Source organism: Kitasatospora sp. NPDC001664 (assembly GCF_053596675.1).
Map to the genome: position 1 here is coordinate 80,797 of NZ_JBSFGS010000026.1, position 23,166 is coordinate 103,962.

General features: G+C 74.1%; 17 protein-coding genes and 1 tRNA gene. 6 read left to right on the forward strand and 12 right to left on the reverse strand.

Translation table 11 applies throughout. From position 1 onward, the window contains the following. The first annotated feature begins 15 nt into the window (after window positions 1-15). Window positions 16-1,512: an MFS transporter gene (locus ACWCYY_RS30835; protein WP_449797889.1), complete on the forward strand. Its 1,497-nt coding sequence runs from the start codon at window positions 16-18 to the stop codon at window positions 1,510-1,512. A gap of 201 nt (window positions 1,513-1,713) precedes the next feature. On the opposite strand, the gene ACWCYY_RS30840 is transcribed toward ACWCYY_RS30835, so the two are convergent. Then, window positions 1,714-2,718: a LuxR C-terminal-related transcriptional regulator gene (locus ACWCYY_RS30840; protein ID WP_345290999.1), complete on the reverse strand. Its 1,005-nt coding sequence runs from the start codon at window positions 2,716-2,718 to the stop codon at window positions 1,714-1,716. A gap of 268 nt (window positions 2,719-2,986) precedes the next feature. Here ACWCYY_RS30840 and ACWCYY_RS30845 point away from each other — a divergent pair, with 268 nt between their 5' ends. From ACWCYY_RS30845 to ACWCYY_RS30855, 3 genes are all read left to right on the forward strand, one after another. Further along, on the forward strand, window positions 2,987-3,307 hold the full coding sequence (locus ACWCYY_RS30845) for a hypothetical protein (RefSeq protein WP_345291000.1): 321 nt from the start codon (window positions 2,987-2,989) through the stop codon (window positions 3,305-3,307). 274 nt (window positions 3,308-3,581) lie between these two features. Further along, the gene (locus ACWCYY_RS30850; RefSeq protein WP_345291001.1) at window positions 3,582-3,812 is read left to right on the forward strand and encodes a hypothetical protein; all 231 of its coding nucleotides are present in this window, start codon (window positions 3,582-3,584) and stop codon (window positions 3,810-3,812) included. Between the two features lie 113 nt (window positions 3,813-3,925). Next, window positions 3,926-4,597, forward strand: coding sequence for a response regulator transcription factor (locus tag ACWCYY_RS30855; protein ID WP_345291002.1), 672 nt, complete (start codon window positions 3,926-3,928; stop codon window positions 4,595-4,597). Window positions 4,598-4,712: 115 nt separating this feature from the next. On the opposite strand, the gene ACWCYY_RS30860 is transcribed toward ACWCYY_RS30855, so the two are convergent. The 8 genes from ACWCYY_RS30860 to ACWCYY_RS30895 all read right to left on the reverse strand — a co-directional run bounded on the left by ACWCYY_RS30860 (window position 4,713) and on the right by ACWCYY_RS30895 (window position 19,113). Then, on the reverse strand, window positions 4,713-6,203 hold the full coding sequence (locus ACWCYY_RS30860; RefSeq protein WP_345291003.1) for a SagB family peptide dehydrogenase: 1,491 nt from the start codon (window positions 6,201-6,203) through the stop codon (window positions 4,713-4,715). Window positions 6,204-6,335: 132 nt separating this feature from the next. Continuing rightward, window positions 6,336-8,624 carry a TOMM precursor leader peptide-binding protein gene (locus ACWCYY_RS30865; protein ID WP_449797890.1) on the reverse strand — a complete coding sequence of 763 codons (2,289 nt, stop codon included), beginning with the start codon at window positions 8,622-8,624 and terminating at the stop codon, window positions 6,336-6,338. 35 nt (window positions 8,625-8,659) lie between these two features. Beyond that, complete coding sequence (locus tag ACWCYY_RS30870) at window positions 8,660-11,995, reverse strand: DUF4135 domain-containing protein (RefSeq protein ID WP_449797891.1); 3,336 nt, start codon at window positions 11,993-11,995, stop codon at window positions 8,660-8,662. 1 nt (window position 11,996) lies between these two features. Beyond that, window positions 11,997-14,159: an ATP-binding cassette domain-containing protein gene (locus ACWCYY_RS30875; protein WP_449797892.1), complete on the reverse strand. Its 2,163-nt coding sequence runs from the start codon at window positions 14,157-14,159 to the stop codon at window positions 11,997-11,999. Further along, a complete protein-coding gene (locus ACWCYY_RS30880; RefSeq protein ID WP_449797893.1) occupies window positions 14,156-16,648 on the reverse strand; it encodes an ATP-binding cassette domain-containing protein in 2,493 nt (830 codons plus the stop codon). Before ACWCYY_RS30880 ends, ACWCYY_RS30875 begins: the two co-directional genes overlap by 4 nt. Beyond that, window positions 16,645-17,496, reverse strand: a complete 852-nt coding sequence (locus ACWCYY_RS30885) for an acetyl-CoA carboxylase biotin carboxyl carrier protein subunit (protein ID WP_449797894.1) — start codon at window positions 17,494-17,496, stop codon at window positions 16,645-16,647. The genes ACWCYY_RS30880 and ACWCYY_RS30885 overlap by 4 nt, the downstream gene beginning before the upstream one ends. Continuing rightward, window positions 17,493-18,821, reverse strand: a complete 1,329-nt coding sequence (locus ACWCYY_RS30890) for a cytochrome P450 (protein ID WP_345291010.1) — start codon at window positions 18,819-18,821, stop codon at window positions 17,493-17,495. Before ACWCYY_RS30890 ends, ACWCYY_RS30885 begins: the two co-directional genes overlap by 4 nt. A gap of 127 nt (window positions 18,822-18,948) precedes the next feature. Continuing rightward, window positions 18,949-19,113 carry a hypothetical protein gene (locus ACWCYY_RS30895; RefSeq protein ID WP_345291011.1) on the reverse strand — a complete coding sequence of 55 codons (165 nt, stop codon included), beginning with the start codon at window positions 19,111-19,113 and terminating at the stop codon, window positions 18,949-18,951. A gap of 307 nt (window positions 19,114-19,420) precedes the next feature. Here ACWCYY_RS30895 and ACWCYY_RS30900 point away from each other — a divergent pair, with 307 nt between their 5' ends. Beyond that, complete coding sequence (locus tag ACWCYY_RS30900; protein ID WP_449797895.1) at window positions 19,421-20,320, forward strand: ABC transporter ATP-binding protein; 900 nt, start codon at window positions 19,421-19,423, stop codon at window positions 20,318-20,320. Further along, window positions 20,317-21,177: an ABC transporter permease gene (locus ACWCYY_RS30905; protein ID WP_345291013.1), complete on the forward strand. Its 861-nt coding sequence runs from the start codon at window positions 20,317-20,319 to the stop codon at window positions 21,175-21,177. The genes ACWCYY_RS30900 and ACWCYY_RS30905 overlap by 4 nt, the downstream gene beginning before the upstream one ends. Window positions 21,178-21,254: 77 nt before the next feature. Here ACWCYY_RS30905 and ACWCYY_RS30910 read toward each other — a convergent pair whose 3' ends face one another. The 3 genes from ACWCYY_RS30910 to leuE all read right to left on the reverse strand — a co-directional run bounded on the left by ACWCYY_RS30910 (window position 21,255) and on the right by leuE (window position 23,140). After that, a complete protein-coding gene (locus ACWCYY_RS30910) occupies window positions 21,255-22,118 on the reverse strand; it encodes a hypothetical protein (protein ID WP_449797896.1) in 864 nt (287 codons plus the stop codon). 171 nt (window positions 22,119-22,289) lie between these two features. Then, window positions 22,290-22,363 (reverse strand) — tRNA-Thr (locus ACWCYY_RS30915). Between the two features lie 120 nt (window positions 22,364-22,483). Further along, entirely contained in the window at window positions 22,484-23,140 is a 657-nt protein-coding gene (leuE, locus tag ACWCYY_RS30920) for a leucine efflux protein LeuE (RefSeq protein ID WP_449797897.1), read from the reverse strand. Window positions 23,141-23,166 lie beyond the last annotated feature (26 nt).

Here is a 23,166-nt window from a genome sequence, read left to right on the forward strand (position 1 = left end):
GAAGGAGTCCCCACCATGCCATCCGCCACCGACACCGGTGCCGTCCTCGCGGCGCCGCCCGCCGATGCCGCCGGGACGCCTCCCGTCGCACCCGACCGCAGGCGCTGGCTGGCGCTGGCGGTGGTGATGACGGCCAGCCTGATGGACCTGGTCGACGTCACCATCGTGAACATCGCCATGCCGAGCATCCAGCAGGACCTGGGCGCGGGCTTCGGCGCGCTCCAGTGGATCACCGCCGGGTACGCACTGGCCTTCGCGGTCGGCCTGATCACCGGCGGGCGCCTCGGCGACATCCACGGCCGCAAGCGGCTCTTCCTGCTGGGCATCACCGGCTTCACCCTGGCCTCGGCCCTGTGCGGCCTGGCCTGGAGCCCCGACGTCCTGGTCGCCGCCCGGGTGCTGCAGGGCGCCACGGCCGCACTGATGGTGCCCCAGGTGCTCTCGATCATCCACGTCTCCTTCCCCGCCGAGGAGCGCGGCAAGGTCTTCGGGATGTTCGGCGCGATGGTCGGGATGGGCGCGGTGCTCGGCCCGCTGCTGGGCGCCCTGCTGACGGAGTGGGACCTGTTCGGCCTCGGCTGGCGGCCGATCTTCCTGGTCAACCTGCCGATCGGGGTGGCCGGCCTGCTGATGGGCCTGAAGTACGTCGACGAGTCCCGCGCTCCGAAGGCGCTCAAGCTGGACCTGGTCGGCATGGTGGTCGGCGCCGTCGGCCTGCTGATGCTGCTCTACCCGCTCACCCACGGCCGGGAGGCCGGCTGGCCGCTCTGGGGCTTCGTCTCGATGGGCCTGAGCGTCCCGGTGCTGGCGCTGTTCGTGGCGTACGAGAAGGCCAAGACCCGCCGGGACGGCTCGCCGTTGGTGGAGCTGGCGCTGTTCCGGGTGCGCAGCTTCGCGGGCGGGATCGGCGTCCAGCTCTCCTTCGGGCTGGCCACCGGCATCTTCTTCCTGGTCTGGACCCTCTACCTGCAGCTCGGCCTGGGCTGGAGCGCGTTGAAGGCCGGCCTGAGCGGCGTGCCGTTCTCGGTGGCGGTGTCGGTGGCGGCCGGGATCTCGGTCCAGGTCCTGGTGCCGCGGTTCGGCCGCAAGGTCCTGCAGGCGGGCGCGCTGGTGATGGCGGCCGGCACCCTGCTCTACCTCGCCGAGGCCGCCCGGTACGGACTGGCCATCGCCCCTTGGCAGATGGCGCTCCCGCTGGTGGTGATGGGCCTCGGCATGGGGCTGATCGTGGCCCCGCTGACCGACCTGGTGCTCTCCGAGGTGCCGCGCGAGCACTCCGGCTCGGCCTCCGGAATCGTCAACACCACCCAGCAGCTGGGCTTCGCGCTCGGCCTCGGGCTCTCCTCGGTGGCGTTCTTCCGGGTGGTGGACGCGGCGGATCCGGCCGTCCAGGCGATGGGGCCGGTCTTCGTGGACGCCTTCCAGCAGGCCCTCTGGTGGGTGGCGGGCGGCCTGCTGCTGGTGTTCGCGCTGGTCTTCGCCCTCCCCCGGCGGGGTCAGGCACGAGGCTGATGCCGGGGCGCACGGACTGGTGAGGCCGGGGGCGCGGGGAACTGCGCGCGGCGGTAGGAGCTGACCCGTGTGCCGGGTACGGACATTCACTTGCAAGTGGCTGTCCGTACCCGGCACATGGGTCCGTGTCTTCCGACTCGCGCAGTTCCTCGCGCCCCTGGCCGCCCTGCGGGCGGCCCGACGGCGGCTCGAGGGTGCGGCTCAGCGGGGGGTGGGTTCGCCGAGCCAGCCGAGGGCGGCGACGTGGATGCCGGCCTGGAAGCGGCTGCGGGCGTCGACGCGGACCATCAGGTCGGCCATCATGCGGCGGACGGTGCGCAGCGAGACGCCGAGCCGCTGGCCGGCCCGTTCGTCGGTGAGGCCCTCGGCGAGCAGGCGGAGGAGTTCGCGTTCCTGGGCGGTGAGCCCGTGCGGGTCGCGCTGAACCGTTTCGCCCAGCACGCGTGCCTGGTCCCAGAGTTGCTCGAAGAGCGCGCGCAGCGCGGCGATCACCCCGGGGCTGTGCAGCAGCACGGCCCCCTTGCGCGCGTCCTCCGGGTCGATCGGGACGATGGCGGTGGCGTTGTCGACCAGGATCATCCGCAGCGGCAGGGTGGGGGTGGTGCGCACGGCCCCGCCCAACCCGTGCAGCCAGCGGGCGTACTGCACGGTGGCCGGATCGTTGCGGACGCTGTCCTGGTAGATGGTGCGCATCCGGACGCCGCGCTCCAGGGTCTCCTGGTCGAGCGCCCGGCTGGCCTCCATCACCTGGGGCGGCTGCGGGCCGCCGGGGGCCAGGGCGAGCACCTCCACGGTGGCGTCGGAGGCGAGTTGGACGAGCCGGCCGCGGACCTCGCCGAGGTCGGAGATCAGCTCGACGCCGGTCTGGCTGGTGGGCGTGCGCACGCTCGCGTACTCGGCGATCAGGCCGGCCATGGTGGCCCGGCTGCGTTCGATCTCCTGTTGGCGGCGGGCTGCCTCGGCCTCCTGGAGCGCGAGCAGGGTGGCCAGGCCGAGCTCCGGGTTGACGGCCCGCCAGCGGTCCTCGGCACCGGTGGGTCTGGTGAGTGCCAGGTCCGCCAAGTGGTCGAGTGCCGCCTTGACTTCGGCCTCGGGGGCCTCCAGTCGGATGGCGATGCCCTGGGTGTCCAACTCCGGGTGGAGCAGCATCGTCCGGTACACCGCTTCGCCGAACGGGTCGAGCCCGATCGGCCGGGACTCGGTCAACGTTCCCTCACCAGAAGGTCGGAGCACATCACACCCTCCCCCGCGGGACCGGACATCGGACCGGCGTGCCCGTTCACCGATACTGACAGGCGGTCAGCGTAGCGTCACTTGACGGAACTTAGAACAGTCTTCCGGACAATCGCGGCGATCCGATGGATGAACCGTGAAGACGACGGCGTCCGCGCGGACCGCGACATGTTGGTGCCAGGCGGGGAAATGCCACCGCCAACTGCCGGTCGGCGGGCCGACGGTGCCCCAGGCTATGAGTGTGTACGCGATTCGCGCCCACCTGGAGACGAGCGGGCCCGTGGTCTGCCCTCCGGCGGCACCGGTCGTACGGGACGGCCTGGAGCACGGCTTCCGGGGCCCGGCCCGGCTCAGCCACGCGCGGATCCGGGTGACGCCGCAGGCGGTGGACGCGGTGGCCTTCGTGGTGGCCGGCAGCCTGCTGGACGCCGAGGACGGGCTGCGCGAGGCCTGGCAGCAACTGACCACCCCGGACAGCGTGCTGAGCGGGTGGCACCTTCTGCACTGCGAGGCCGACTCCCGGCTCGCCCTCGGCCTGTACGAGCTGCCCAGCCTCCCCTGACCCCGATCGGGCGTTCCCGCAGGTCAGCCCGGATTCAACGGCCCTGGCACCAACCGGCCCGAGCTGGCCTCAGGGTGTCACGGCACTCTGGTGCCAGCTCCGGGTGCTGACAGGGACCACCCCGGGCGGCCAATCTCATGGTGTCGGCAAGAACGACGGACCGGAAACCGGGACAGCAGCCCCCCAGGGGGCCCGGTGGGAACGTCAGCCGCACCCTTCGATCTCCGGAAGCAGCCCGGGGTTCAAGTCGAACGCGAGAGGTTTGGGCACACCCATGACGCAGAAGGTCCGTTTCATCACGATTGTCGCCCTGGGTTTCAGCATCCTGACCGGCACGGCCGCCCTCCAGCTGGCCGACACCGCCCCGGCCGCCGTCGTCCTGACGGCCGACGGCGCGCCGGCCGACACGGCCAACAACGTCACCACCGGCCAGCCCGCCCCCGCCTCGACCACCACCCCGGCTCCGATCCCCACCGGCACCCAGGGCACCTGGGGCTGGGGGTGAGCAGCACCACTGACCAGCGCTCCACCCGCTCGACCAGCTCCACCCGCCAGACCGTCTGACCGTGCGTCAGTCCGCCTGTCCACCCGAGACTCCCCTGTCACCGAGGTAGCCGGATGATCACCCCTCTGCTGGACCAACCGCCGTACCGCTCGGCCCCGGACCGCACCCCCGGGACCACCAACGTGAACGTCCTGCTCGCCGACGGGCACCACCTGTTCCGCTCGGGACTGGGAGCCCTGCTCGACCGGGAGGCCGACCTCGCCGTGGTCGCCGAGGCGAACACCGCCGAGGAGGCCGCCGCCGAGGCCGCCAGGACCAGGCCCACCGTCGCGGTCCTCGACCTGGACCTGCCGGGCCCGGGCGGCCCCGCCACGGCCGCCCTGATCCGCGACCGCTCCCCCGACACCGCCGTCCTGCTCCTGATCGCGGTGCCGCGCTCCTCCGACCTCCAGCGGGCGGTCGCCGACGGGGTGGCGGGGATCCTGCTCAAGGACGTGCCGCCGGGTGCGCTGATCTCCGCGGTCCGCGAACTCGCCACCGGCGGACGGGTCTACGATCCCCGGCTGCTCGCGGAGGTGGTCCGGCCGGCCGCCGTCCCGCTCACCCCGCGCGAGCTCACGGTGCTGGGCCACGTGGCCGAGGGGGCGACCATCTCGGAGGTCGCCGCCACCCTGTCGCTCTCCCCCGGCACGGTGCGCAACTACGTCTCGGCCGCGATCGCCAAGACCCACGGCCGCAACCGCTGCGACGCGATCCGGATCGCCCGCGAGAACGGCTGGCTCTAGGGCCGACCCCGGAAACACCCACGGACATGCCGCTGCCCCGCCACTCCACGGCGGGGCATCGGCATGTCCGGACGTCTCTGCTGCGAAAAAGGGACCTACAGGACCTGGCGGCGCGTCACTCTCCGCGCGAGGTCGACACGATGTCGTGGAAGCCGTGCGCGGTGCGCGGCACGTCCGCGGGCCGGCTGCCGATCAGGAACTCGCCGACCGAGGACTCGGCCGTCCAGTCCAGGCCGAGCGCCCGGGCCGCCGCGTCGGTGTCGCCGGAGCCGAGGCCGCAGGGGGCCAGGCCCATCGCCGTCGCCACCAGGTACAGCGTCTGGTAGACCACGCCGACGTGCTTGAGGGTCAGCGCGTAGGCGATCTGGCTGTACTTCCAGGAGAGGCGGCCGAACCGCGAGGTGACGGTGAGCAGCACCTGCGGGTCCACCGTGCAGCCGGTGGCCCGCCAGGCCGCCGTCATCAGTTCGCGGAAGGCCGACTCGTCGGCCGGGCCGGAGAACGGCCGCGGCCGCAGCCGGTGGGCCGCCGCGTCGTAGCGGTAGACGCCCGGCACCAGTCCGTCGCAGCGCACCACCGAGAGGTAGACCTCGAGTTCACCGGTGGAGCCGCCGGCCGGGTAGGGCCGGTCCACGATGTCGTAGCCGTGCGGGTCGGACGGGTCGCCCGGGATGATCCGGCGGACCCGGGCCACCCGGTACAGCAGTTCGCCCAACTGGGCCAGGGTGACCGGGGTATCGGCGTAGCTGCGGACCGACCGGCGGCCCTCCAGCACCTCGCTGAGCGCCGGGTCGCGGGCCAGCACCTCGTCCCAGTCCGGCACCGGCAGGTCGATCCCGGTGCCGTCCTCCCGGGCGCCGACACCCGGCAGCGCCGGGAGCTGCTCCACCTCGGGGTGGGCGAAGACGCCGCCGCTCGGGTAGTCGTGCCGCCCCGGGCGGCTGCGGGCGTGGAACAGCAGGTCGTGGAAGTCCCAGAGCGGCGGCTCGCCGGTCGCCCCGTCGTCCAGGAAGCCGGCGCCCGCCAGCAGTCCGGCCAGTGCCTGTCCGGCCGGCTGGCTGATCCCGGCCAGCAGGGCCGCCTCGGCCACCGAGCGGTTGGCGGTGACGGCCGCCACGAAGGCGCCCGCCGCGGGCTGGTGCAGCGTCAGGCGGAACGGTGCCATCGGCGACTCCAGCACGCAGGCCCCGGCGTGCTCCTCCGGCAGCCGCCGCAGGTACGCGAAGCGGGACAGCACCACCGAGGCGGGGGCGCGGACCAGACCGGGGAGTCCGGCGGCCCGGGCGATCGGGACGGCGGTCGCCATCGGCTCGCCGAGCGGGTCGGCGAGGGTGGTGGAGACCAGGTAGGGGAACCGGCTCAGCAGGTGGTAGAGCCTTCCGCCGTCGGCGAGTTCACCGACGTCGAGGTGGTCCCGGGTGAGTGCGGCGAGCCGCTGGACGGTGTCGGCGCCGAGCGCGTGCACGCGCTGCCGGCCCCACGGGTGGCTGAGCTCCAGGTCGTCGCCCTGGGCGGTGACCTCCACCTCGGGGCGCAGCCGCAGCAGCGTCCGCGGCGCCCCGCCCTCGGCGGCGAGGTCGGGTGGAAGCTGTTCGGTCACGGTCATGGTTGAACCTCTTTCCGGGTCTGGGCTGGTCGTTCGGGCCCCGCCGTACGGCTCCGGCGGCCGCACGGAAGGGTCCGGACGACCAGCCCTGGCCGCCGCCGCGTGGATCGTGGCGGCGGCCGGGCGGGTGGATCAGATGAAGATCGGGATCGGGTTGAGGTCCTCCTCCGGGGTGGGCGCGTCGAGCCAGCCCAGCGCCACCGGCACGTCGTACAGCCGGCCGGGCGCGAACCTCGCCCAGAAGTGCCGCATCCCGGGGACGATCACCTTGGCCACCGGAAGGCCGATGTCCGGGCGGGTCTGGTCGAGCACCAGGAACTCCATGCCCCGTTCCTCGACCAGGCGTTGGACCAGGGCCAGGTCCTCGGCCAGGTCGGCGCCGGCCAGCGGCTCCCAGCGGTCCGGGCCCGCCGCCTCGGCGGCCGGGTCGGGCAGCAGGTAGGGCTGGTTGGCCACGGTGGCGGTGAGCCACCACTGCTTCTGCTCGCGGTCGGCGCCCGCGTAGCTGACGTGGCCGTTCTCGTCCCCGGCCACCGGGCCGAGGAACTGGTTCATCTCGGTGAGCGCGCGGGTGAGCGCGATGTGCGGGTCCAGGTGGGCGCCGAAGGCGATCAGGATGTCCTCGGCCGGCTTGTCGGTCCGCCGGGAGAACGCCCCGACCACCGGGATCCCGAAGTCGGAGGTCAGGTCGAGCGCCCAGATCTCCCGGTTCAACCCCCGGTAGATCTCCCGGAGTTGACCGATGTACGGGTCACCGAAGGCGTCCAGGTCGATGGCCGGGCGCTGCACCCGGTTGTACCACCAGAGCGCGACCGCGTCCCGCTCCACCAGCTCCAGGAAGCCCTGCAGGGTGGCGTCCTCGAAGGAGGTGCCGGCCGCGCAGCCGTTGGAGTCGCCGGCCGCGAAGAAGCCGTCGCGGTGCCGGTAGCCGTAGTACAGCGACATGGTGGGCAGCCAGCGGGTCCGCTGCTCGGTCAGCGACCAGGCCGGGGACCACTCCAACTGGTCGTCCTCGCGGAACCGTTCGGGGATGGTGTTGAACATCGAGGGCTGGTCGTTCCAGCTCTCCCGCTCGGCGTACTGCCGCTCGCTGTAGAGCAGCGAGCTCGCCGGGTGGACCGCCGCGTCGCCGAGCTCGGCGTAGCTGGCCCGGCGGCGGGCCTCGTCGCCCTGGAAGACGCCCGAGTAGCGCTCCATCGCCTCGCCGAGCGCGCTGGCCCGGGCCTGCACGTCGGTGCGGCCCTTGCCGCAGCTCACCGACCGCAGGCCGGTGCGCAGTTGCTTCAGGTCGCCGCTGCGGCGGGAGAGGTTCTGCCCGGAGATGTAGACCCGCAGCCCGGTGGGCGTCCGCCCGGCCGGCACCAGCGAGGTCACCACGCCGCTGACGGGCGAGAGTTGGGGCGTGTACTTCTCCAGCATGTCCTCCGGCGAGGCGGAGCGGTGGCCGCCGTCTGCGGTGAAGGCCTTCGGCCGGCTCTCGAACCGGACCGGCTCCGACTGCCGCTTGGCGACCAGCCCCTCGTCACCGCAGGCCGCGCACTGCGGGCGGCGGATCAGCCGGTGCCGCTCGGTCTCCAGCAGCACGGTGTCCAGGGTGAGCACCACCGGCTCGGCGGGGCGGACCCCGGCCAGCCACTTGGCGGCCTCCAGGGCGGCCAGCTGGACGCCGGTCCCGAGCGAGGGCGCGAGGCGGGCGCCGGCCGTGGAGATCGGGGTGTCCTGGCCCAGGCGGTGCTGCAGGTAGCTGAGCGACTGGCGGTTGGCGGAGAGGCGGTGCGAGAGGCACTCCCAGCAGCCGGTGGTGCCCTCCCGGTCCGCCGGACCGGGGACGAAGACCGGACCGACCCAGAGGATCGAGCCGACCGGACGGGCCAGCAGCCACGGGCGGCCGCTCTCCCGGGCCTCCCGGTCCCGCTCGGCCAGGCCGGGGTGCAGGTAGTCCTCGGTCAGCGCGATGGTGAACTCGGCGTCCTGGTCCACCGTCACCCCGGCCCCGGCCAGTGCGGCCAGGAAGGGCTCCGGGTCCAGCTCGCCGTAGACCTCGACCCGCGCCCGGGCCGAGCGCAGCGCGGCGCTCGCGGTGGCGCCGTCCAGGCCGGCCATCTCGAAGTAGGCGGCCTCGGCGGGCTCGCGGACCGGGCCGCTGTCGGCCAGGTAGCCGCGCTCGCGCAGCCGGTCGACGGCGAGCCTGACCTTCTCGGCGGGCACGGTGCCGCGCAGCGCCTCGCCGATCTGCTCCGCGGTGCGGGTGCCGTCCAGCAGTGGGGCGAGGGCCTGGGCCAGGCCGCCGTCCACCACCGAGACGCCTCGCTCGGAGACCAGGTAGACGGCCTCGCCGTCCACGACGTACGGGGTGTAGTGGTGCTTGAAGCCGATCGCGGGCTCGGCCGCCGTGGTGTCGGCCGCGGTGATCTCGGACATGACGGTCCCTCGGGTCTCGTACGCGGGTCGGCGGGTCAGCGGAGGGTGGCGAGCGGGGCGGTGGCCGGGTCCAGCAGGCGCAGCAGCAGCAGCGCCACGCCGGCCGAGCCGTCCAGGACGCCGACGTTGATCCGGTCGGCGGCGGCCCGGTCCGGGTACCAGCTGCCGGTCGCCTCGTGACGGGCGATCAGCTCGCCGACCAGCAGGGCGGCGGCCTCCCTGCCGTCGTAGAACGGGCCCGGAAGCAGCGAGTCCAGCGGGTCCGGGACGGTGTGCAGCAGGCCGGCCTCGGCGGCGCTGAGCGCCTCGCCGGCGGTGGCGACCAGGTCGCGGGTGGAGCGGCCGGCGATCTGCCGGGCGCTCACCGGCGGGGTGAGGGCGGAGAGTTCGGCCGGGTCGACGATGCCGGAGCCGAGCGCCACGGCGGCGTCCAGGCAGGCCAGCCGGCCGGCCCGGGTGGCGGTGGCGAAGCGGTGGCCGCGCAGCCGCTCGCGGACCGCCTCGGCGTTGGCGAGCAGGCCGGGCGCCTCGGCCACCGTGCGGGCCAGGGCGGCGGCGATCGAGTCGGGGCCGGAGGGCACCAGGTCGAGGAAGCCGTTGTCGTCGGTCGCCTCGCCCTCGGGCAGCTCGGCACCGAGCTGCTCCAGGGCGGTGGCCGCCAGCGTGCGGATGCCGTCGTCGGTGGGCGCGTGGCCCGGGCCGGTGACCCGGCGCAGCCGCAGCAGGTTGAGCAGCAGGCCGGCGCTGCCGAGCGGCGCGTCCTGGTTGGGCAGCCGGACGGGACGGCCGGGGCGGGCGGCGACCGGGGTGGCGACGCCGACCGCGCCGGGCACCAGGGCCTGGGCGGAGGCGATCAGTCCGGGCTCGCCGAGCAGGGTGCCGACCCGGGCCAGGGCGTGGATCAGCGCACCGGGGCCGGAGAAGCCGCCGGGGACGGGCGCGCCGCCGGCCAGCCGGTTGTCGGAGGCGAAGGCGAAGGCCCGGGGCGCCTCGGGGTCGATCAGGCGGGCGGCGGTGGCCATCGTCTGGTGGGCGGCGCGGTGGAACCGCGGCTCGCCGGTGGCGGCCCAGAGCTCGGCGAACAGGACGCCGATGCCCGCGGTGCCGCTGACCAGGTCCGGGCCGAGCACCTCGACCTGGCGCAGGCCGCTGCCCGGGTACCAGCTCTGCCCGAGCCAGCCGGCGCCCTGCCGGTCCGCGCGGACCTGGTCGGCCAGCAGCTGGTCACCGATCTCCACGGCGTGGTCCAGCAGTTCGGTGTTGCCGGGGATGCGGGCCCGCACCGAGCGCGGCACCACCGGGACGGGCAGCAGGGTGCCGGAGCGGGCCGAGTCGACGCAGCCGGTGAGCACCGCGAGGTGGGCCTCCAGGTCGAAGCCCTCCAGCTCGGCGACCCGGTCCTGGAGGCGCTGCCAGCCGGTGGAGCGGAAGTGGCCCGGGATCTCCCGGCCGTCGGCGGTGTAGGCGGACGAGGAGGAGGTCAGCGAGCGGAAGAACGGGATGTCCAGCTGGCGGAAGGAGTCCAGCTCGGCGAGCACCACCTCCAGCAGGTCGCCGCGGCCCGGGTCGCCGGCCAGCGCGGTGATGGCTCCCTGGAGGGCGCCGGCGATCACCGTCTCGCGGGTCGCGCCGCTGTCCAGGGCGAGCGGGCTGGTGGAGGCTCGGATGATCTTGTAGCCGTCCCAGGTGTGCCGCCAGATGTAGCGCACCCAGATGCCCCGGAACCCGGCCAACGGGCCCTCGGCGTCCGCGAGTTCACCGCGCAGCGCGTACAGCGCCCGGTGCATCTCGCGGTAGCCCTCGGTCACCTCCTCGGTGTACTGCCACGGGTCGGCGGTGACGGTGGCCCCGCTCTCGTCCACCCGCACCGGGCGGTACGGCGGCAGCGGCAGGGCGGCCACCCCGGGGGTGACCTCCAGGCTGCCGATCCGGGACAGGCAGCCGATGTCCAGGGTGGCGGAGTGCTTGGCCGGGGTCCACGGCTGGAAGGCCATGGCGGTGCGCACCACGGTCGACTCCAGCGCGTCCAGCAGGCCGTGCTGGTCCGCGCTGATGCTCGGCGGGGTCTGCACCCGCGGGTAGAGCAGGCACTCCAGGTCGATCATCGTCGGGTACTCGCCGTCGGCCTGCAGGTTGTCGGCCCACAGGTCGCGGCCCTCCAGCAGCTGGACCAGCCGGATCGTCATGCCGAGGCGCCGGTAGAACCGGCCGAAGCCGCCCTCGTCCGCCACCGGGCGGTGCGGGACGAGCTGCTCCCAGCCGTAGTCGCTCTCGCAGTCGGCGGTCAGCGAGGCGGCGTGGCCGTCGTCGCCGCGGTCGCTGCGGATCAGCACGGTGCGCAGCGGCAGGTCGAGCGAGAGCTCGCGGTTCAGCCGGGCCGAGAGCTCCAGGTACGCCGAGACGTGCCGCATGTCCTTGGGCTTGTAGACCACGGCCGCGCCGGACTCGAAGTACAGCAGCGCGACCGAGCGGCCGCCGGCGTGCCGGTCGCCGGCCTCGCCGCGCACCTTGGCCAGCGCGCCCGGGTCCTCGCCGTCCCACATCCGCTCGACCAGCAGCGCGCGGTCGGCCGCCAGCCGGGCGAACATCTCGGCCTGCACGTGCTGCCACTGGCGGCAGACGGTGCCGACCAGGAAGGCCAGTCCGGGCAGCCGCTCCAGCCGGGCCAGCCAGCCCTCCTGGGAGGTGTCCAGGCCGCCGACCTCGTCCCAGTCGGTGGCGCGCGGGCGGCCGGTGGCGGTCTGCTGCTCGTGGCAGAAGGCCAGCTTGCAGGCCTCGACCAGACGGGCCGTCAGGGTGCCCGCCAGGTCGGCCCGGGCCGCCTCGGTGACCGGGACGCCCAGGACGGCACCGCCCGAGTGCGGCAGCAGGGCGTCGGCGGCCGCGGCGAAGGCGGCGGTGAGCGCGCCGGGCGCGGAGGTCTCGGGGGCCGGGGAGACCGGGAGGGTGCGCAGGAAGACCGCCAGCGCCAGCGCCCAGTCCGGCAGCTTGGCCGGATCGGCGAGCACCACCGGGCGCAGGCCGTCGCCGAGCGGGCGGCCGGTCTCGGCCAGGTGGTCCAGCAGCGCCCCGGCGCCGCCGCGCTCGCCGGCCGCCCGGCGCAGCCAGGTGTCCACCGCGGAGGTGCGGCCCCGGCGGTCCTCGTCCGGGTCGGGGGCGAAGAGCGTGGAGCCGTCGGCACGGGCCTCGGCCCGCTCCGGGAAGGAGGCGGCGGCGGCCACCACGGCGCGCAGCCGTTCGTCGCCGCGGGCGGGGCCGGGGAGCAGCGCTCCCGGCTCGTCGTGGGTGTCGGTATCGGCGAGGGCGTCGGCGTCGGTGGTCGGGGCGGAGGCACCGTCGACGGGGAGCCAGGTCTGCAGGTCGAGCGGCATCTCACATCTCCTGGAGTCGGGCGAGTCGGGTGAACAGCGGGTCGTGGCCTAGTAGTTCGTCGTAGGTGCCGGAGGCCGTGACCCTGCCCCCGGAGAGGACGTGGATCCGGTCGGCGGTGCGGATGGTGCTGAGCCGGTGGGCGATCACCAGCCGGGTGCGGTCCAGGCCCGCGACGGCCTCGGCGACCCGCAGCTGGGTCGCGTTGTCCAGCGCGGAGGTGGCCTCGTCCAGCAGCAGGACGGCGGGCCGGCGGACCAGCGCGCGGGCCAGCAGCAGGCGCTGCACCTGGCCCCCGGAGAAGCCCGCGGCGTCCTCCCCGACCCGGGTGCCGAGACCGAGCGGAAGGGCCCGCAACTCCTTGGCGATCCCGGCCAGTTCGGCGGCCTCCCAGATCCGGTCCTCGGTCACGTCCGGATCGCTGCCGGCCAGGTTCTCCAGCAGCGAGCCGCGCAGCATCCGGCCGTGCTGGAGCACCGCGCCGAGTTGGCGCCGGACCAGCCGCGCGTCCAGCCCGGCCAGGTCCTGCCCGTCGTAGCGGACGGCGCCGGACTCGGGCGTCTCGAAGCCGAGCAGCAGTCGCACCAGGGTGGACTTTCCGGCCCCGGACGGGCCGACCACGGCGACCATCTCGCCGGGCCCGGCGTGCAGCGAGACCTCGTGCAGCACCGGGGCGGCCGTGCCCGGGTAGCGGAAGGTGACCCGGTCCAGCGAAACCGCCCCACGCAGCTCGCCGGGATCGTTCAACTCCCGTGCCCCGTCCGAGGCCCGGACCTCGGCCAGGATCGGCCGGATCCGGTCCAGCACCGGGGCGATCCCGTAGGCACTGGCCGCCGCGTGGGTGACCTGACCGAGCGCCGCGGCGACCTGGCCGGCCGCCACGCCGGCGGCCATCAGGTGGCCCGGCAGGGTGTTCCCGTCGAGCACCGCACCCGCCAACAGAACGGCCAGCAGCAGCGGTTGGAGCCCTGCGGTGAGCGCGGCGGCCGCGGCGTCGGCCCGCTGGGCGTCCGCGTCGGCCCGCTTCTGGGCGGCGAACGGCACCGCCCAGCGGGCGAAGGCCTGGATCTCCCGGCCGGCCGTCTGGATCTTGTCGATGCCGAGCAGCAGCCCGTACAGCACGCCGTTCAGCTTGCCGTGCAGTTCGAAGACGGCACTCTCGTGGCGTTGGCGACGGCGACCGAGCAACAGCAGCAGCCCGGTCACCGCCAGGACGGCGAGCAGCAGCAGCCCGCCGAGCCAGGCGTCCACCAGCATCAGGACCGTGAGCCCCGAGGTGGCGAACACCGCCCCCAGGACGGCGCTGACCAGGACTTCGGACAGCGCGGCCCGGGCCTGGGCCACCGCATTGGCGCGGTGGACCAGGTCTCCGGTGCTGAAGTCGCGGAAGAACCGGGCGTCGTGACCGAGCAGACGGTCCCAGACGGCCGGTTCCAACGCGCTCTGCACCCGCCCGGTCAACCGCACGGCGGCGGTGTTCCGGACGATCACCAGCAGCCAGGCCGCCAGGACGGCCGACCCCAGCAGCAGGGCCAGCCAGCGGACGGGGTGCCGGTCGGCCGCCATGAGCTCCGGCATCAGGACACCGGCGCTCAGCGGCACGATCAGCCCGAGCATCGCCGCCCCCAGGCCGGCTGCGGTCAGCCGTCCCAGGTCGCGGCGGGCGCCGGGCACCCGCAGGACGAAACGGGCCAGGTCCGCCGGCCCCAAGTCACCTGCGGGAAGCGGCAGGTAGAGCAGCAGCGCCCGTTCCTGCAGCGCGACCGGGGCGGACGCCCCGGCCGGGTCGTGGTGGCGGTGGCCGCCGGCCGGCCGCGGCACCAGGGCGACCGGGCGGCCGTCCTCGGCCGCGAAGCCGACCATCGGCCCGGCCGTACCGGCCGGGTCGCCGTGGCCGTCCTCGGCCGTGGGCAGGGTCACCGGCCGGTACCGCAGCCCGGCCGACCGCAGCAGCGCGGTCAGCGGGTCGCGGGAGCTCCGTACCGTGGAAGGGAGTTCGGCGTCTGCGGGGAGCGCCCCGAGCGCGACGAGCACGGCGTGCGCCTGCTCGGCCGGGTGGGTGAGGTTCTGCGGACGGGTCTGTCGTCCGCCACGGCCGGGGTGCAGCACGCCGACGGTGGCGGCGAGCGCGGCCCGGTTGGCTTCGGCGGTGGCCGTGGCGGTCATGACTTCTCCTCCTTCGGGATCTCGGATCCGGCGGGTCGCCCATGGGTCCCGGTCTGCCGGGCCTCCTCGGTGGGCGCGGGGCCTTCGGTCCGCCCATGGGTCCCGGTACGCCGGGCCTTCTCGGTGGGCGCGATGGCTTCGGAGTGCTCATGGGTCCCGGTGCGCCGGGCCTTTTCGGTGAGCGCGGTGCCTTCGGACGGCTCATGGGTCCCGGTGCGCCGGGCCTTTTCGGTGAGCAGGGTCTGGTAGGGGCCGGGGACGGCAGCGAGTTCGGCCGGGGTTCCCTGCTGGACGATCCGTCCGCCGGCCAGCACGACCACCCGGTCGGCGGCCTGGATGGTGCTCAGCCGGTGCGCCAGCACCAGGCAGGTGGTGCCGCGCCGCCGCAGGTGCTCGTTGACCGCCGCCTCGGTGTGCGCGTCCAGCGCGGAGGTGGCCTCGTCCAGCACCAGCAGGGCCGGGTCCAGGGCGAGCGCGCGGGCCAGTTCGAGCCGCTGGCGCTCGCCGCCGGAGAGGTTGCGGGCGTCCTCGTCGATCCGCCCGGCGTCCAGGCCGCCCCGGCGGGCGACCAGGTCGGCGACCTCGGCGTCCTCCAGCGCGCGGCGCAGGGCGTCCTCGTCGGCGGCCGGGTTCCAGAGCGTCAGGTTCTCCCGGACGGTGCCCTCGAAGAGCCTCAACTGCTGCTCCACGTACGCCACCTGACCGGTCACCACGGCCCGGTGCCAGTCGTCCCTGGGCCTGCCGTCCAGCAGCACCTGGCCGGACCACGGCCGCAGCACCCCGGCGGCCAGCCTGGCCATCGTGGACTTGCCGCTGCCGCTGCCGCCGACCACCGCGACCCACTCCCCCGGGCGGATGTGCAGCGAGATCCCCGCCAGGGTGGGCGGCCGGTTCGGGTCGTAGCCGAACTCGACGTCGCGCAGCTCCAGTTCACCGCTCAGGCGCGGGCCCGGCTCGGCCGGCGCGTCCAGCACCGGGGTCAGGTACGGATCGGGCTCGCTGCTCTCCACGTCCTCCAGCAGCGCGTTCTGCGCCCGGGCCATGGTGAGCTCCGAGGCCGCGTTGACCAACTGGCCGACCGGGCCGAGGAATCCGTTGAGCAGGAGCAGGAAGGCCAGCAGCGTGCCGATCGAGAGCGAGCCGCCCAGCAGCATCGAGGTGCCGGCCACCACCACGGTGGCGGTGGCCGCCGCGTTGAGCGCACCGGGCAGCGAGAGCGGCACGATCACCGCGGTGGTGACCTTCTGGCCGGTCTCCATGGCCCGGGCCTGCCAGCCCGCCCAGGAGCGGAAGAAGGAGTCCTCCGCGCCCTCGGCCTTGAGCGTCTCGATCGCCGACACCCCGGCGAAGGCCACCCCGTCGCGCTTGTGCTGCTCGGCGTGCAGCCGGTGCACCAGCCCGCCGCGCCGCCGGTCGGCGACCCGCAGGGCCAGCAGGTCCAGCCCGGCGACCACCACCGGCACCACGGCCAGCCGTGGCTCCAGCCAGGCCAGCGCCCCCAGGTGGACGGCGGCGGCGGCCAGTTGGGCCGAGGCCGAGGCCACCCGGTGCGAGAGCAGCATCGCCAGGCCGTCGTTCATCTGGACCCGGGTCACCAGGCCGCCCAGCTGGCGCCGGTGGAAGAAGGAGCCGGGCAGCCGGATCAGCCGCCACAGGAAGCCGGACGACGCCCGGGCCGCCATCGCCTCCAACACCCGGTTGACCAGGGTCTGCTGGAGCCAGGTGCCGAGCACCACGGTGCCGGCCACGGCGGCCGAGGCGAGCGCCAGCGGCACCGCCCAGGACTCCAGGCCCCCCAGCACCACCGAGCGCAGGTACGCCCGCAGCAGGAAGGCCGCGACCACCCCCGGCACCGCCAGCGCGACCGAGAGCAGCACCGCCAGCAGCAGCGGGGCCGCGAACGCCCGCATCCGGCCGCCCAGGGCCCGCAGCAGCGGGAAGCGCTGCCCGCCGGGCTCGAAGTCCGGGCCCGGCTCGAAGCCGACCGCGATCCCGGAGAACGAGTCCCAGAACTCGGCCGGAGTGGCCGAGTAGGAGCCCATCGACGGGTCGTTGACGTGCACCCGGCCGCGCTTGACGCCCTCGTAGATCGCGAAGTGCGGGCCGGTGACCAGGACCATCGACGGGACCTGGAGGGCCTCCAGGCCCTGCAGCCTCTCCTCGGTGCGGACGATCCGGCGGCCCTTGGCGATCACGCCGTACCGGCCGGCCGCCCGGGCGACCGCGGCCGCACTGACGCCGTCCCGGCTCACCCCGCAGGAGCGCGAGGCCTCCTGGAGCGTCACCCGGCGGCCGAGCGCGCCCAGCACCACGGCCAGGCAGGCCGCGCCGCAGTCCTGCTCCTCCATCTGCGGCACCACGGGGGTGCGCAGGTAGCGGCGGGGCTTGTTGGTCCTCTTGGTCCTGCTCTGCTCCGGCTTCGGCGCCGGGGTGCTCGCCGCGGCCGCCGGTGCGGTCCGGGCAGCAGCCTCCCGGACGTCGAGGCTCACCGGCCGGCCCCCGTCCCGAACACGGCCTCGTACGGGTGCCGGGCACCCAGGTCGACCGAGACGGTCAGCGGCACCGGGCCGCGCAGCCGGGTGGTGTCGGGCGGCAGTTGGGCCCGGGCCGTCCAGACCGGGGCCGCGCCGGAGGGCACACCGGGCAGCGGTACGGAGAACGCCCCGTCCAGCGTCTCGGCGCGGACCGGCAGCGGGTCCACCTCGATGATGGTGGCCTGCACGGTACCCCCGCCCGGCACCGGGACCAGCACCGTCCGGCCGGGCACCAGCTCCCCGGCCTCCCGCAGCGAGGTGGCGAACAGTCGGACGGTGTCCGGCAGTTGCGCCGCGTCCAGGGCGGCGACGGCCGCGCCCGGGGCGAGCGTGGCGCCGGGGGCGGAGAGCAGCGCGGTGACGGTGCCGGCCTGCGGGGCCCGGACGGCGAGCTCCTCGCCCGCCGGCGTCCGCAGCAGCGCCAGGGTCTGACCCTGCGTCACGGCGGACCCGGGGCTCACCTGGTAGGCGAGCAGCGCGCCCGCCTGCTCGGCCCGGACGGTCTCCGGGGCCGCGCCGTGGGCCAGCAGGGCCGGGAGCGCGAGCGTGTGCGGCAGCGTGCCGAAGGCCAGCCAGCCGCCGCCCGCGCCGACCACCAGCAACAGCGCCGCGGCGGCGGCCCGCAGCCGGGCACCGACCAGCCCCACCGGGCGGTCCAGCCCGGGCTCCAGGACGGCGGCGGCCCGGGCGGCCGCGACGGCGGTGGACTCCTTGGCGGGGGCGGCGGCCACGGCCCGGCCGTTCCGCTCCTCCTCCGCGGTCCCGGTGGTGCGTGCGGACGCGTCGGTCGTCGTGAGGCTCATGACCGCACCGCCCCCACCAGCGCGGCCGCGGACTCCTCGGACTCCGGCTGCGGCTCCAGTTGCGGCTCCGGCTCCGGCTGGGGCTCGGGCCGCGCCACGGGGACGCAGAGCAGCGGCAGTTCACGCATGCCGCCGAAGACGAACTGGGTGCTCCAGCGCACGGTCTCCTCCGTCAGCGGGGTGCTCAGCTCCTGCGTGCGCCCCGCCTCGGCCAGGCCGCGCAGCACGGCGGCACCGGCCATCAGGGAGAGCGGCGCACCCAGGCAGTGGTGCGGACCGTGGCCGAAGGCCAGGTGACGGGTCTCGGCCCGGTCCGGATCGAAGGCGTCCGGGGCGGCGAAGCGGCGCGGGTCCCGGTTGGCGGCCGCGTAGAGCAGCAGAGCGACCCGGCCGGCCGGGATCACGGTGTCGCCGAGGGTCACGTCGTGGGTGAGGGCGCGCGCGCTGGCGCGCACGGGGCTGCCGAGCCGCTGGGCCTCGTCGAACACCGCTTCGGCCCGCTCGGGCCGGTTCCGGATCAGTTCGGCGAGCTCCGGGTCGCGCAGCAACTGCCATACGGCCAGCGCCAGTCCGGAGGTGAGCGTCTCCAGCCCGTTGGCGAGCAGCATCACCACGAAGGCGAGCAGGTCCTCGTCGTCGAGCTTGCCCTCGGCGCGGGCGACGGTGAGACGGCTGATCAGGTCGTCACCCGGAGCGGCGGCGCGCGCGGCGCACAGCTCCTCGACGTAGGCGCGGAACTCCTCGAACTCCGCGTCGAGTTCGGCGATCGTGGCGGCGTCCGCCGAGGCGCCCTGACCGCCGAAGTCGTCCAGCAGCGAGCGGGCGACCAGGCCGGCCCAGCCGACCACGCGCTCCTGCTCGGAGTCGGGGATGTCCAGGATGGCGCAGGAGACGGCCACCGGCAGCGGGACGGCGAGGTCGGCGACCACGTCGAACTCACCTGCGGCGAGCAGGGGTTCGAGCATCCGGGCGGCCGTGCTCTCGATCCGCTCGCGCATCTGCTCCAGGCGGCGGGCGGAGAAGGCGGTGGTGGCGAGGCGCTTCAACCGCGTGTGGTCGGCGCCGTCGCGCATCGGGAGCATCCGGTTGACGATCCGCGCCAGCGCGGTCGAACCGGCGCTCGGCAGACCGACGGTGGTCGGATCGACCGCCGTGCCGGGGTGCATCAGTACGGTGACGATCTCCTGGTAGCCCGACACCACGTGCACCCGTCCGAGGTCCAGCACCGGCTCCTCGGCCAGCAGTCGACGGTAGAGCGCGGGCGGGTCCTGCTGAGCGGCGGGTTCCTGGATGAACCGCGTCAGCTCTTGCCGGAGGTTCTCCATGACCCGGCTTCTCCTTCACTGCTGTTCGTCGGTCAATTCGTGTCTGTGGGCGGGAAGACGGGGGAAGAGACGAGGGTGCCGCGGTGACTCCGCCCGAGGGCGGACTCACCGCGGCACAGGTCCCGAATTACTCGGCCGCAACCTCGGCGGCGGCGTTGGAGATCGAGCTGAAGCTCGAGACCGGGCAGGCCGCGCAGGCCAGGGAGGAGACGGAGACGCCGGCGTTGACGCTGTCCAGCTCCTCGATCTCGATGTCGAACTGGTCGTTCGCGGGGGTGGTGTTCTCAGCCATGTGAAGCTCCCTCTTGGGTCGTGGGGCCTGCCCCGTCGGGGCCGGTCACCCTTTCCGCCGATTCGCTTTCCGGTCTTTTTCTCCGGCTCGTTCTCGGCGATGAGGAAACTATGCACCCGGCCGCCGCTCGAACATCAGTAGGGAATGTAAGAAACCCATCCGTCGAAAATGCCACACTTGCACCCATGACATTTTGCATACCCTCTGACCTGCGGTTATGTCGTGCACTTGCCTTATAGGGGCGGGCCGGTTCACCCTATGTCCCATGACACTCACCACAGGCCCGGGGAATACCGGGGAGGCGGCCGTGGAGGTACACGGTCTGCGCAGCAGCTACGGGGACTACGAAGCCGTACGGGGAGTCTCCTTCACCGTCGCGCGGGGCGAGCTGTTCGCCCTGCTGGGGACCAACGGCGCCGGCAAGACCACCACCATGGAGGTACTGGAGGGCTACCGCGCCCCGAGCGCCGGCACCGTCCGGGTGCTCGGCCTCGACCCCTGGACCCAGGGCGCCCAGGTGCGCAGGCGCACCGGCGTGATGCTCCAGGAGGGCGGCTTCTTCAAGGAGTTGACCGTCAAGGAGACCGTCGACTCCTGGCGCACCTTCATCTCCGGCGCCCGGCCCACCACCGAGGTGCTCGACCGGGTCGCCCTCACCGAGCGGGCCGGCATCCGGGTCTCCCAACTCTCCGGCGGCGAAAGGCGACGGCTCGACCTCGCCCTGGCCGTGCTGAACACCCCGGAGGTGCTCTTCCTCGACGAACCCACCACCGGCATGGACCCGGAGGCCCGGCGCACCACCTGGCGCCTGGTCAAGGAGCTCCGCGCGGCCGGCACCACCGTCCTGCTGACCACCCACTACCTGGAGGAGGCCCAGCAGTTGGCCGACCGGGTGGCCATCATGGACCGCGGCCAACTCGCCGCCGTCGGCACCGTCGACGAGGTGCTCTCCGGCCAGGGCACCCGGGTCACCTTCCCGCTGCCCGCCGGTGTGCTGCCCGCCCAACTCCCCACCGTGCTGGGCGAGTCGCCCACCCTCGACGAGGGCACCGTGGTCTACACCGTCGCCAAGACCGCCCCCGCCCTGGCCGCCCTGCACGGCTGGGCCGACGGCCTGGGCGTCGAGCTGGACGGCATCGAGGCGCGCAACGCCTCCCTCGAGGACGTCTTCCTGCAGCTGGCCCACGACAAGGCGGAGACCCGATGAGCGCCCTGACCACCACCCTGCCCCGCTCCACCACCACCGTCCGCGAGCTCAGCTGGCCCGCCTACGCCCGTGGCCAGTTCCTGCTCTCCTGGCGGGTGTTCTGGCGCAACCGGCGCTCCACCTTCATCGGCTTCCTGCTGCCGGTCCTGCTCAACCTGGTGATCGCCGCCCCGCTCCGCGAGCGCGAGATCGGCGGGGTGAACGCCGCCGCCTACAGCACCATCGGCTTCATCGGCTTCGCCCTGGTGACCACGTTCATCAACCTGCTGAACGGCATCGTCGCCCGCCGCGACGACCTGGTGCTCAAGCGGCTGCGCGGCACCGAAGTCCCGCCGACCGCCATCTTCGCCGGGCAGTTCGGCGCGGCCGCCGCCGTCGTCCTGCTCCAGGTGCTGGTGCTCGGCGGCACCGCGGTGCTCTGGTTCGGCGCCCCGCTGCCCGCCGACCCGCTGCTCTTCCTGCTCACCCTGACCCTCGGGTTCCTGCTCTTCGCGATCCTGGCGGTGGCGCTGTCCGGCATCACCCCCAGCGCCGAGTCCGCCCCGATGGTCGCCACCCCCGTCCTGCTGATCTGCATGTTCGCCAGCGGCGTGGTCGCCCCGCTCAGCTCCATGCCCAGCTGGCTCCAGGACCCCGCCCACAACCTCCCGCTCGCCCCCGTGGTGGAGACCCTGCGCACCGCCTGGTTCGGCCGCGGCTTCGGCCACGAGTCCTGGAGCGGCGCCGCCCTCCCCGAACTCGACCTGGTGCACGGCTGGCAGCACGCCGCCACGTCCCTGCTGATCGCCGCCGCCTGGACCGCCGGCGCCACCGTCCTCGCCCGCCGCCTCTTCCGCTGGGAGCCCCGCCACGGCTGACCCGTCGTCATGTGCCGCCGCTGGGCGAGCCCGCCGAGTCCACCTCGGTCCGGGCCCGCCTTCAGCGTTTCATCCCCTCACTTCACCGGAATGTCCACGTTCAGCACGGACCGGTGCGGCGGCGGGTTCGCCGGCGCCTCGTAGGTCACCACCGCCCGCACCGTGCTCCCGGGCTCGCAGCCCTCTCCCACCTTCACCGCGAAGTCCCGCTTCGCCGGCCGCCAGGTGTTGCTGACGATGTCGTCCGGACAGACGGCGGTCGTGCCGTCCGCCGAGATCTCGCACTGGCTGCCCTCCCCCGTGGGCACGAACCGTGACCCGGACGGCAGTTGGGCCACCACCCGGCCCCGCCACGGGTAGTCCACCGACGGGCCGAGGTTGCTCTCCTCCACCTGGAACTCCGCCGTCCCGCCCGGCGCGGTCGGCAGCGGCTGCTTCGACAGCGCCAGGAACGCACCCGTCACCGGCCCGGTGATCACCGAACTCCACGTCGCCGCGTTGTCCGACTGGTCCTGGTCCGCCGCCCAACTCACCTCCGCCGTACCGCCGTCGAAGGTCCTCGACCCGTCCATCCCGGCCAGCGTCCGGGCCCGGAGCTTCACGTGCGTGCAGTCGTGCGGGTAGAGCCCCTTCCCCAGCTCGAACTTGATCCAGTTCCACCCGCCGTCCACCACCCCGAAGCTCTCCGAGGTCAGCTCCATCCCCTCCCCGGGCGGCCCGTTCACCACCAGCACCGCATCCTCCTGCGGCGCCTCGCTCCCCTGGTTGCACACCACCACCGTGAACGGCGCCACCTCCCCCGGCGCCGACGGCTCCGGCGCCGCCACCGACACCGCCAGATCACGCACGTACGGCGGCCCGTCCGCCGGCGCCGCCTGCGCACCCACCGGAACGAGCGCAGCCGCCACCACCACAGCAGCCACCATCACGGGAACCCTCACGGGCCTCTCCCTCGACGACGTCACGGGCAGCACGGCTCGCCACCCGCAGTTCGCCCACGAAGCTATCCGCCCCCACCCACCCCCGTCGCCGCCCGCACGGGTGAATCCGGGCCCCGGGCACAACAGAAGAGGCCCGGTCAGGTTTCCCTGACCGGGCCTCTTCGACTCCGGAGCCGCCTATGGGATTCGAACCCATGACCTACGCATTACGAGTGCGTTGCTCTGGCCAACTGAGCTAAGGCGGCACCGTTGCCTGGGGTGTGTGAACACGCCTTCGGCAACGCGGGCCAGTCTACACGCTGCGCACTCGTGCTCCGTACCGACTTTCCGGCAGGCCCGGAGGCCGGGCGGGGGTCAGGCCGAGGTCAGGCGGAGGAGACCGCGAGCTTGGCGGCGAAGCCGGCGAAGAGGGCGGCAACGCCGGTGGTGAGGGTGGCGGAGAGGCGCTTGCGGCGGCGGAAGGCGGTGGCGAGGGTGGTGCCCGCGAAGATCAGGAGGGAGAGGTACAGGACGCTGAAGGTCTGGAGGACGCCGCCGAGGAGGGAGAAGGAGAGGATCGGCGCGCCGTAGGTCGGGTCGACGAACTGGGTGAAGAAGGAGAGCAGGAAGAGGATGGCCTTGGGGTTGAGCAGGCTGATCACCAGGGCGCGGCGGAACGGGCGCTCGGTGTCGGCCTGCGGGGCCTCGTCGGGGGACTCGGCGGCGGGGAGGGCGTGCCGCTCGCGCCAGAGCTGACGGGCGGCGCGGAGCATGCCGAAGCCGATCCAGAGCAGGTAGGCCGCGCCGCCGAACTTCACCACGGCGAAGACGGCCGGGTTGGCCTCCAGGAGGGAGGAGGCGCCGAGGGCGGTGAGGCTGATCAGGGTGAAGTCGCCGATGAAGACGCCGGCGGCGGCCTGGTAGCCGGTGCGTATGCCCTTGCGGGCGGCGACGGACAGGACGTAGAGCGAGTTGGGGCCGGGCAGCAGGACGATGACCAGGGCGCCGAGCACGTACGTCGCCAGGTCGTTGACTCCGAGCACGGAGCACTCCTTGGGCGGGCAGGGGT

What these genes read in the sequence shown, in the direction of transcription:
- ACWCYY_RS30885 (WP_449797894.1), bottom strand. Translation starts at nt 17,496, where the DNA reads ATGAGCCTCACGACGACCGACGCGTCCGCACGCACCACCGGGACCGCG.
- ACWCYY_RS30835 (WP_449797889.1), top strand. Translation starts at nt 16, where the DNA reads ATGCCATCCGCCACCGACACCGGTGCCGTCCTCGCGGCGCCGCCCGCC.
- ACWCYY_RS30870 (WP_449797891.1), bottom strand. Translation starts at nt 11,995, where the DNA reads ATGCCGCTCGACCTGCAGACCTGGCTCCCCGTCGACGGTGCCTCCGCC.
- ACWCYY_RS30855 (WP_345291002.1), top strand. Translation starts at nt 3,926, where the DNA reads ATGATCACCCCTCTGCTGGACCAACCGCCGTACCGCTCGGCCCCGGAC.
- ACWCYY_RS30865 (WP_449797890.1), bottom strand. Translation starts at nt 8,624, where the DNA reads ATGTCCGAGATCACCGCGGCCGACACCACGGCGGCCGAGCCCGCGATC.
- ACWCYY_RS30895 (WP_345291011.1), bottom strand. Translation starts at nt 19,113, where the DNA reads ATGGCTGAGAACACCACCCCCGCGAACGACCAGTTCGACATCGAGATC.
- ACWCYY_RS30875 (WP_449797892.1), bottom strand. Translation starts at nt 14,159, where the DNA reads ATGACCGCCACGGCCACCGCCGAAGCCAACCGGGCCGCGCTCGCCGCC.
- ACWCYY_RS30850 (WP_345291001.1), top strand. Translation starts at nt 3,582, where the DNA reads ATGACGCAGAAGGTCCGTTTCATCACGATTGTCGCCCTGGGTTTCAGC.
- ACWCYY_RS30860 (WP_345291003.1), bottom strand. Translation starts at nt 6,203, where the DNA reads ATGACCGTGACCGAACAGCTTCCACCCGACCTCGCCGCCGAGGGCGGG.
- ACWCYY_RS30905 (WP_345291013.1), top strand. Translation starts at nt 20,317, where the DNA reads ATGAGCGCCCTGACCACCACCCTGCCCCGCTCCACCACCACCGTCCGC.
- ACWCYY_RS30890 (WP_345291010.1), bottom strand. Translation starts at nt 18,821, where the DNA reads ATGGAGAACCTCCGGCAAGAGCTGACGCGGTTCATCCAGGAACCCGCC.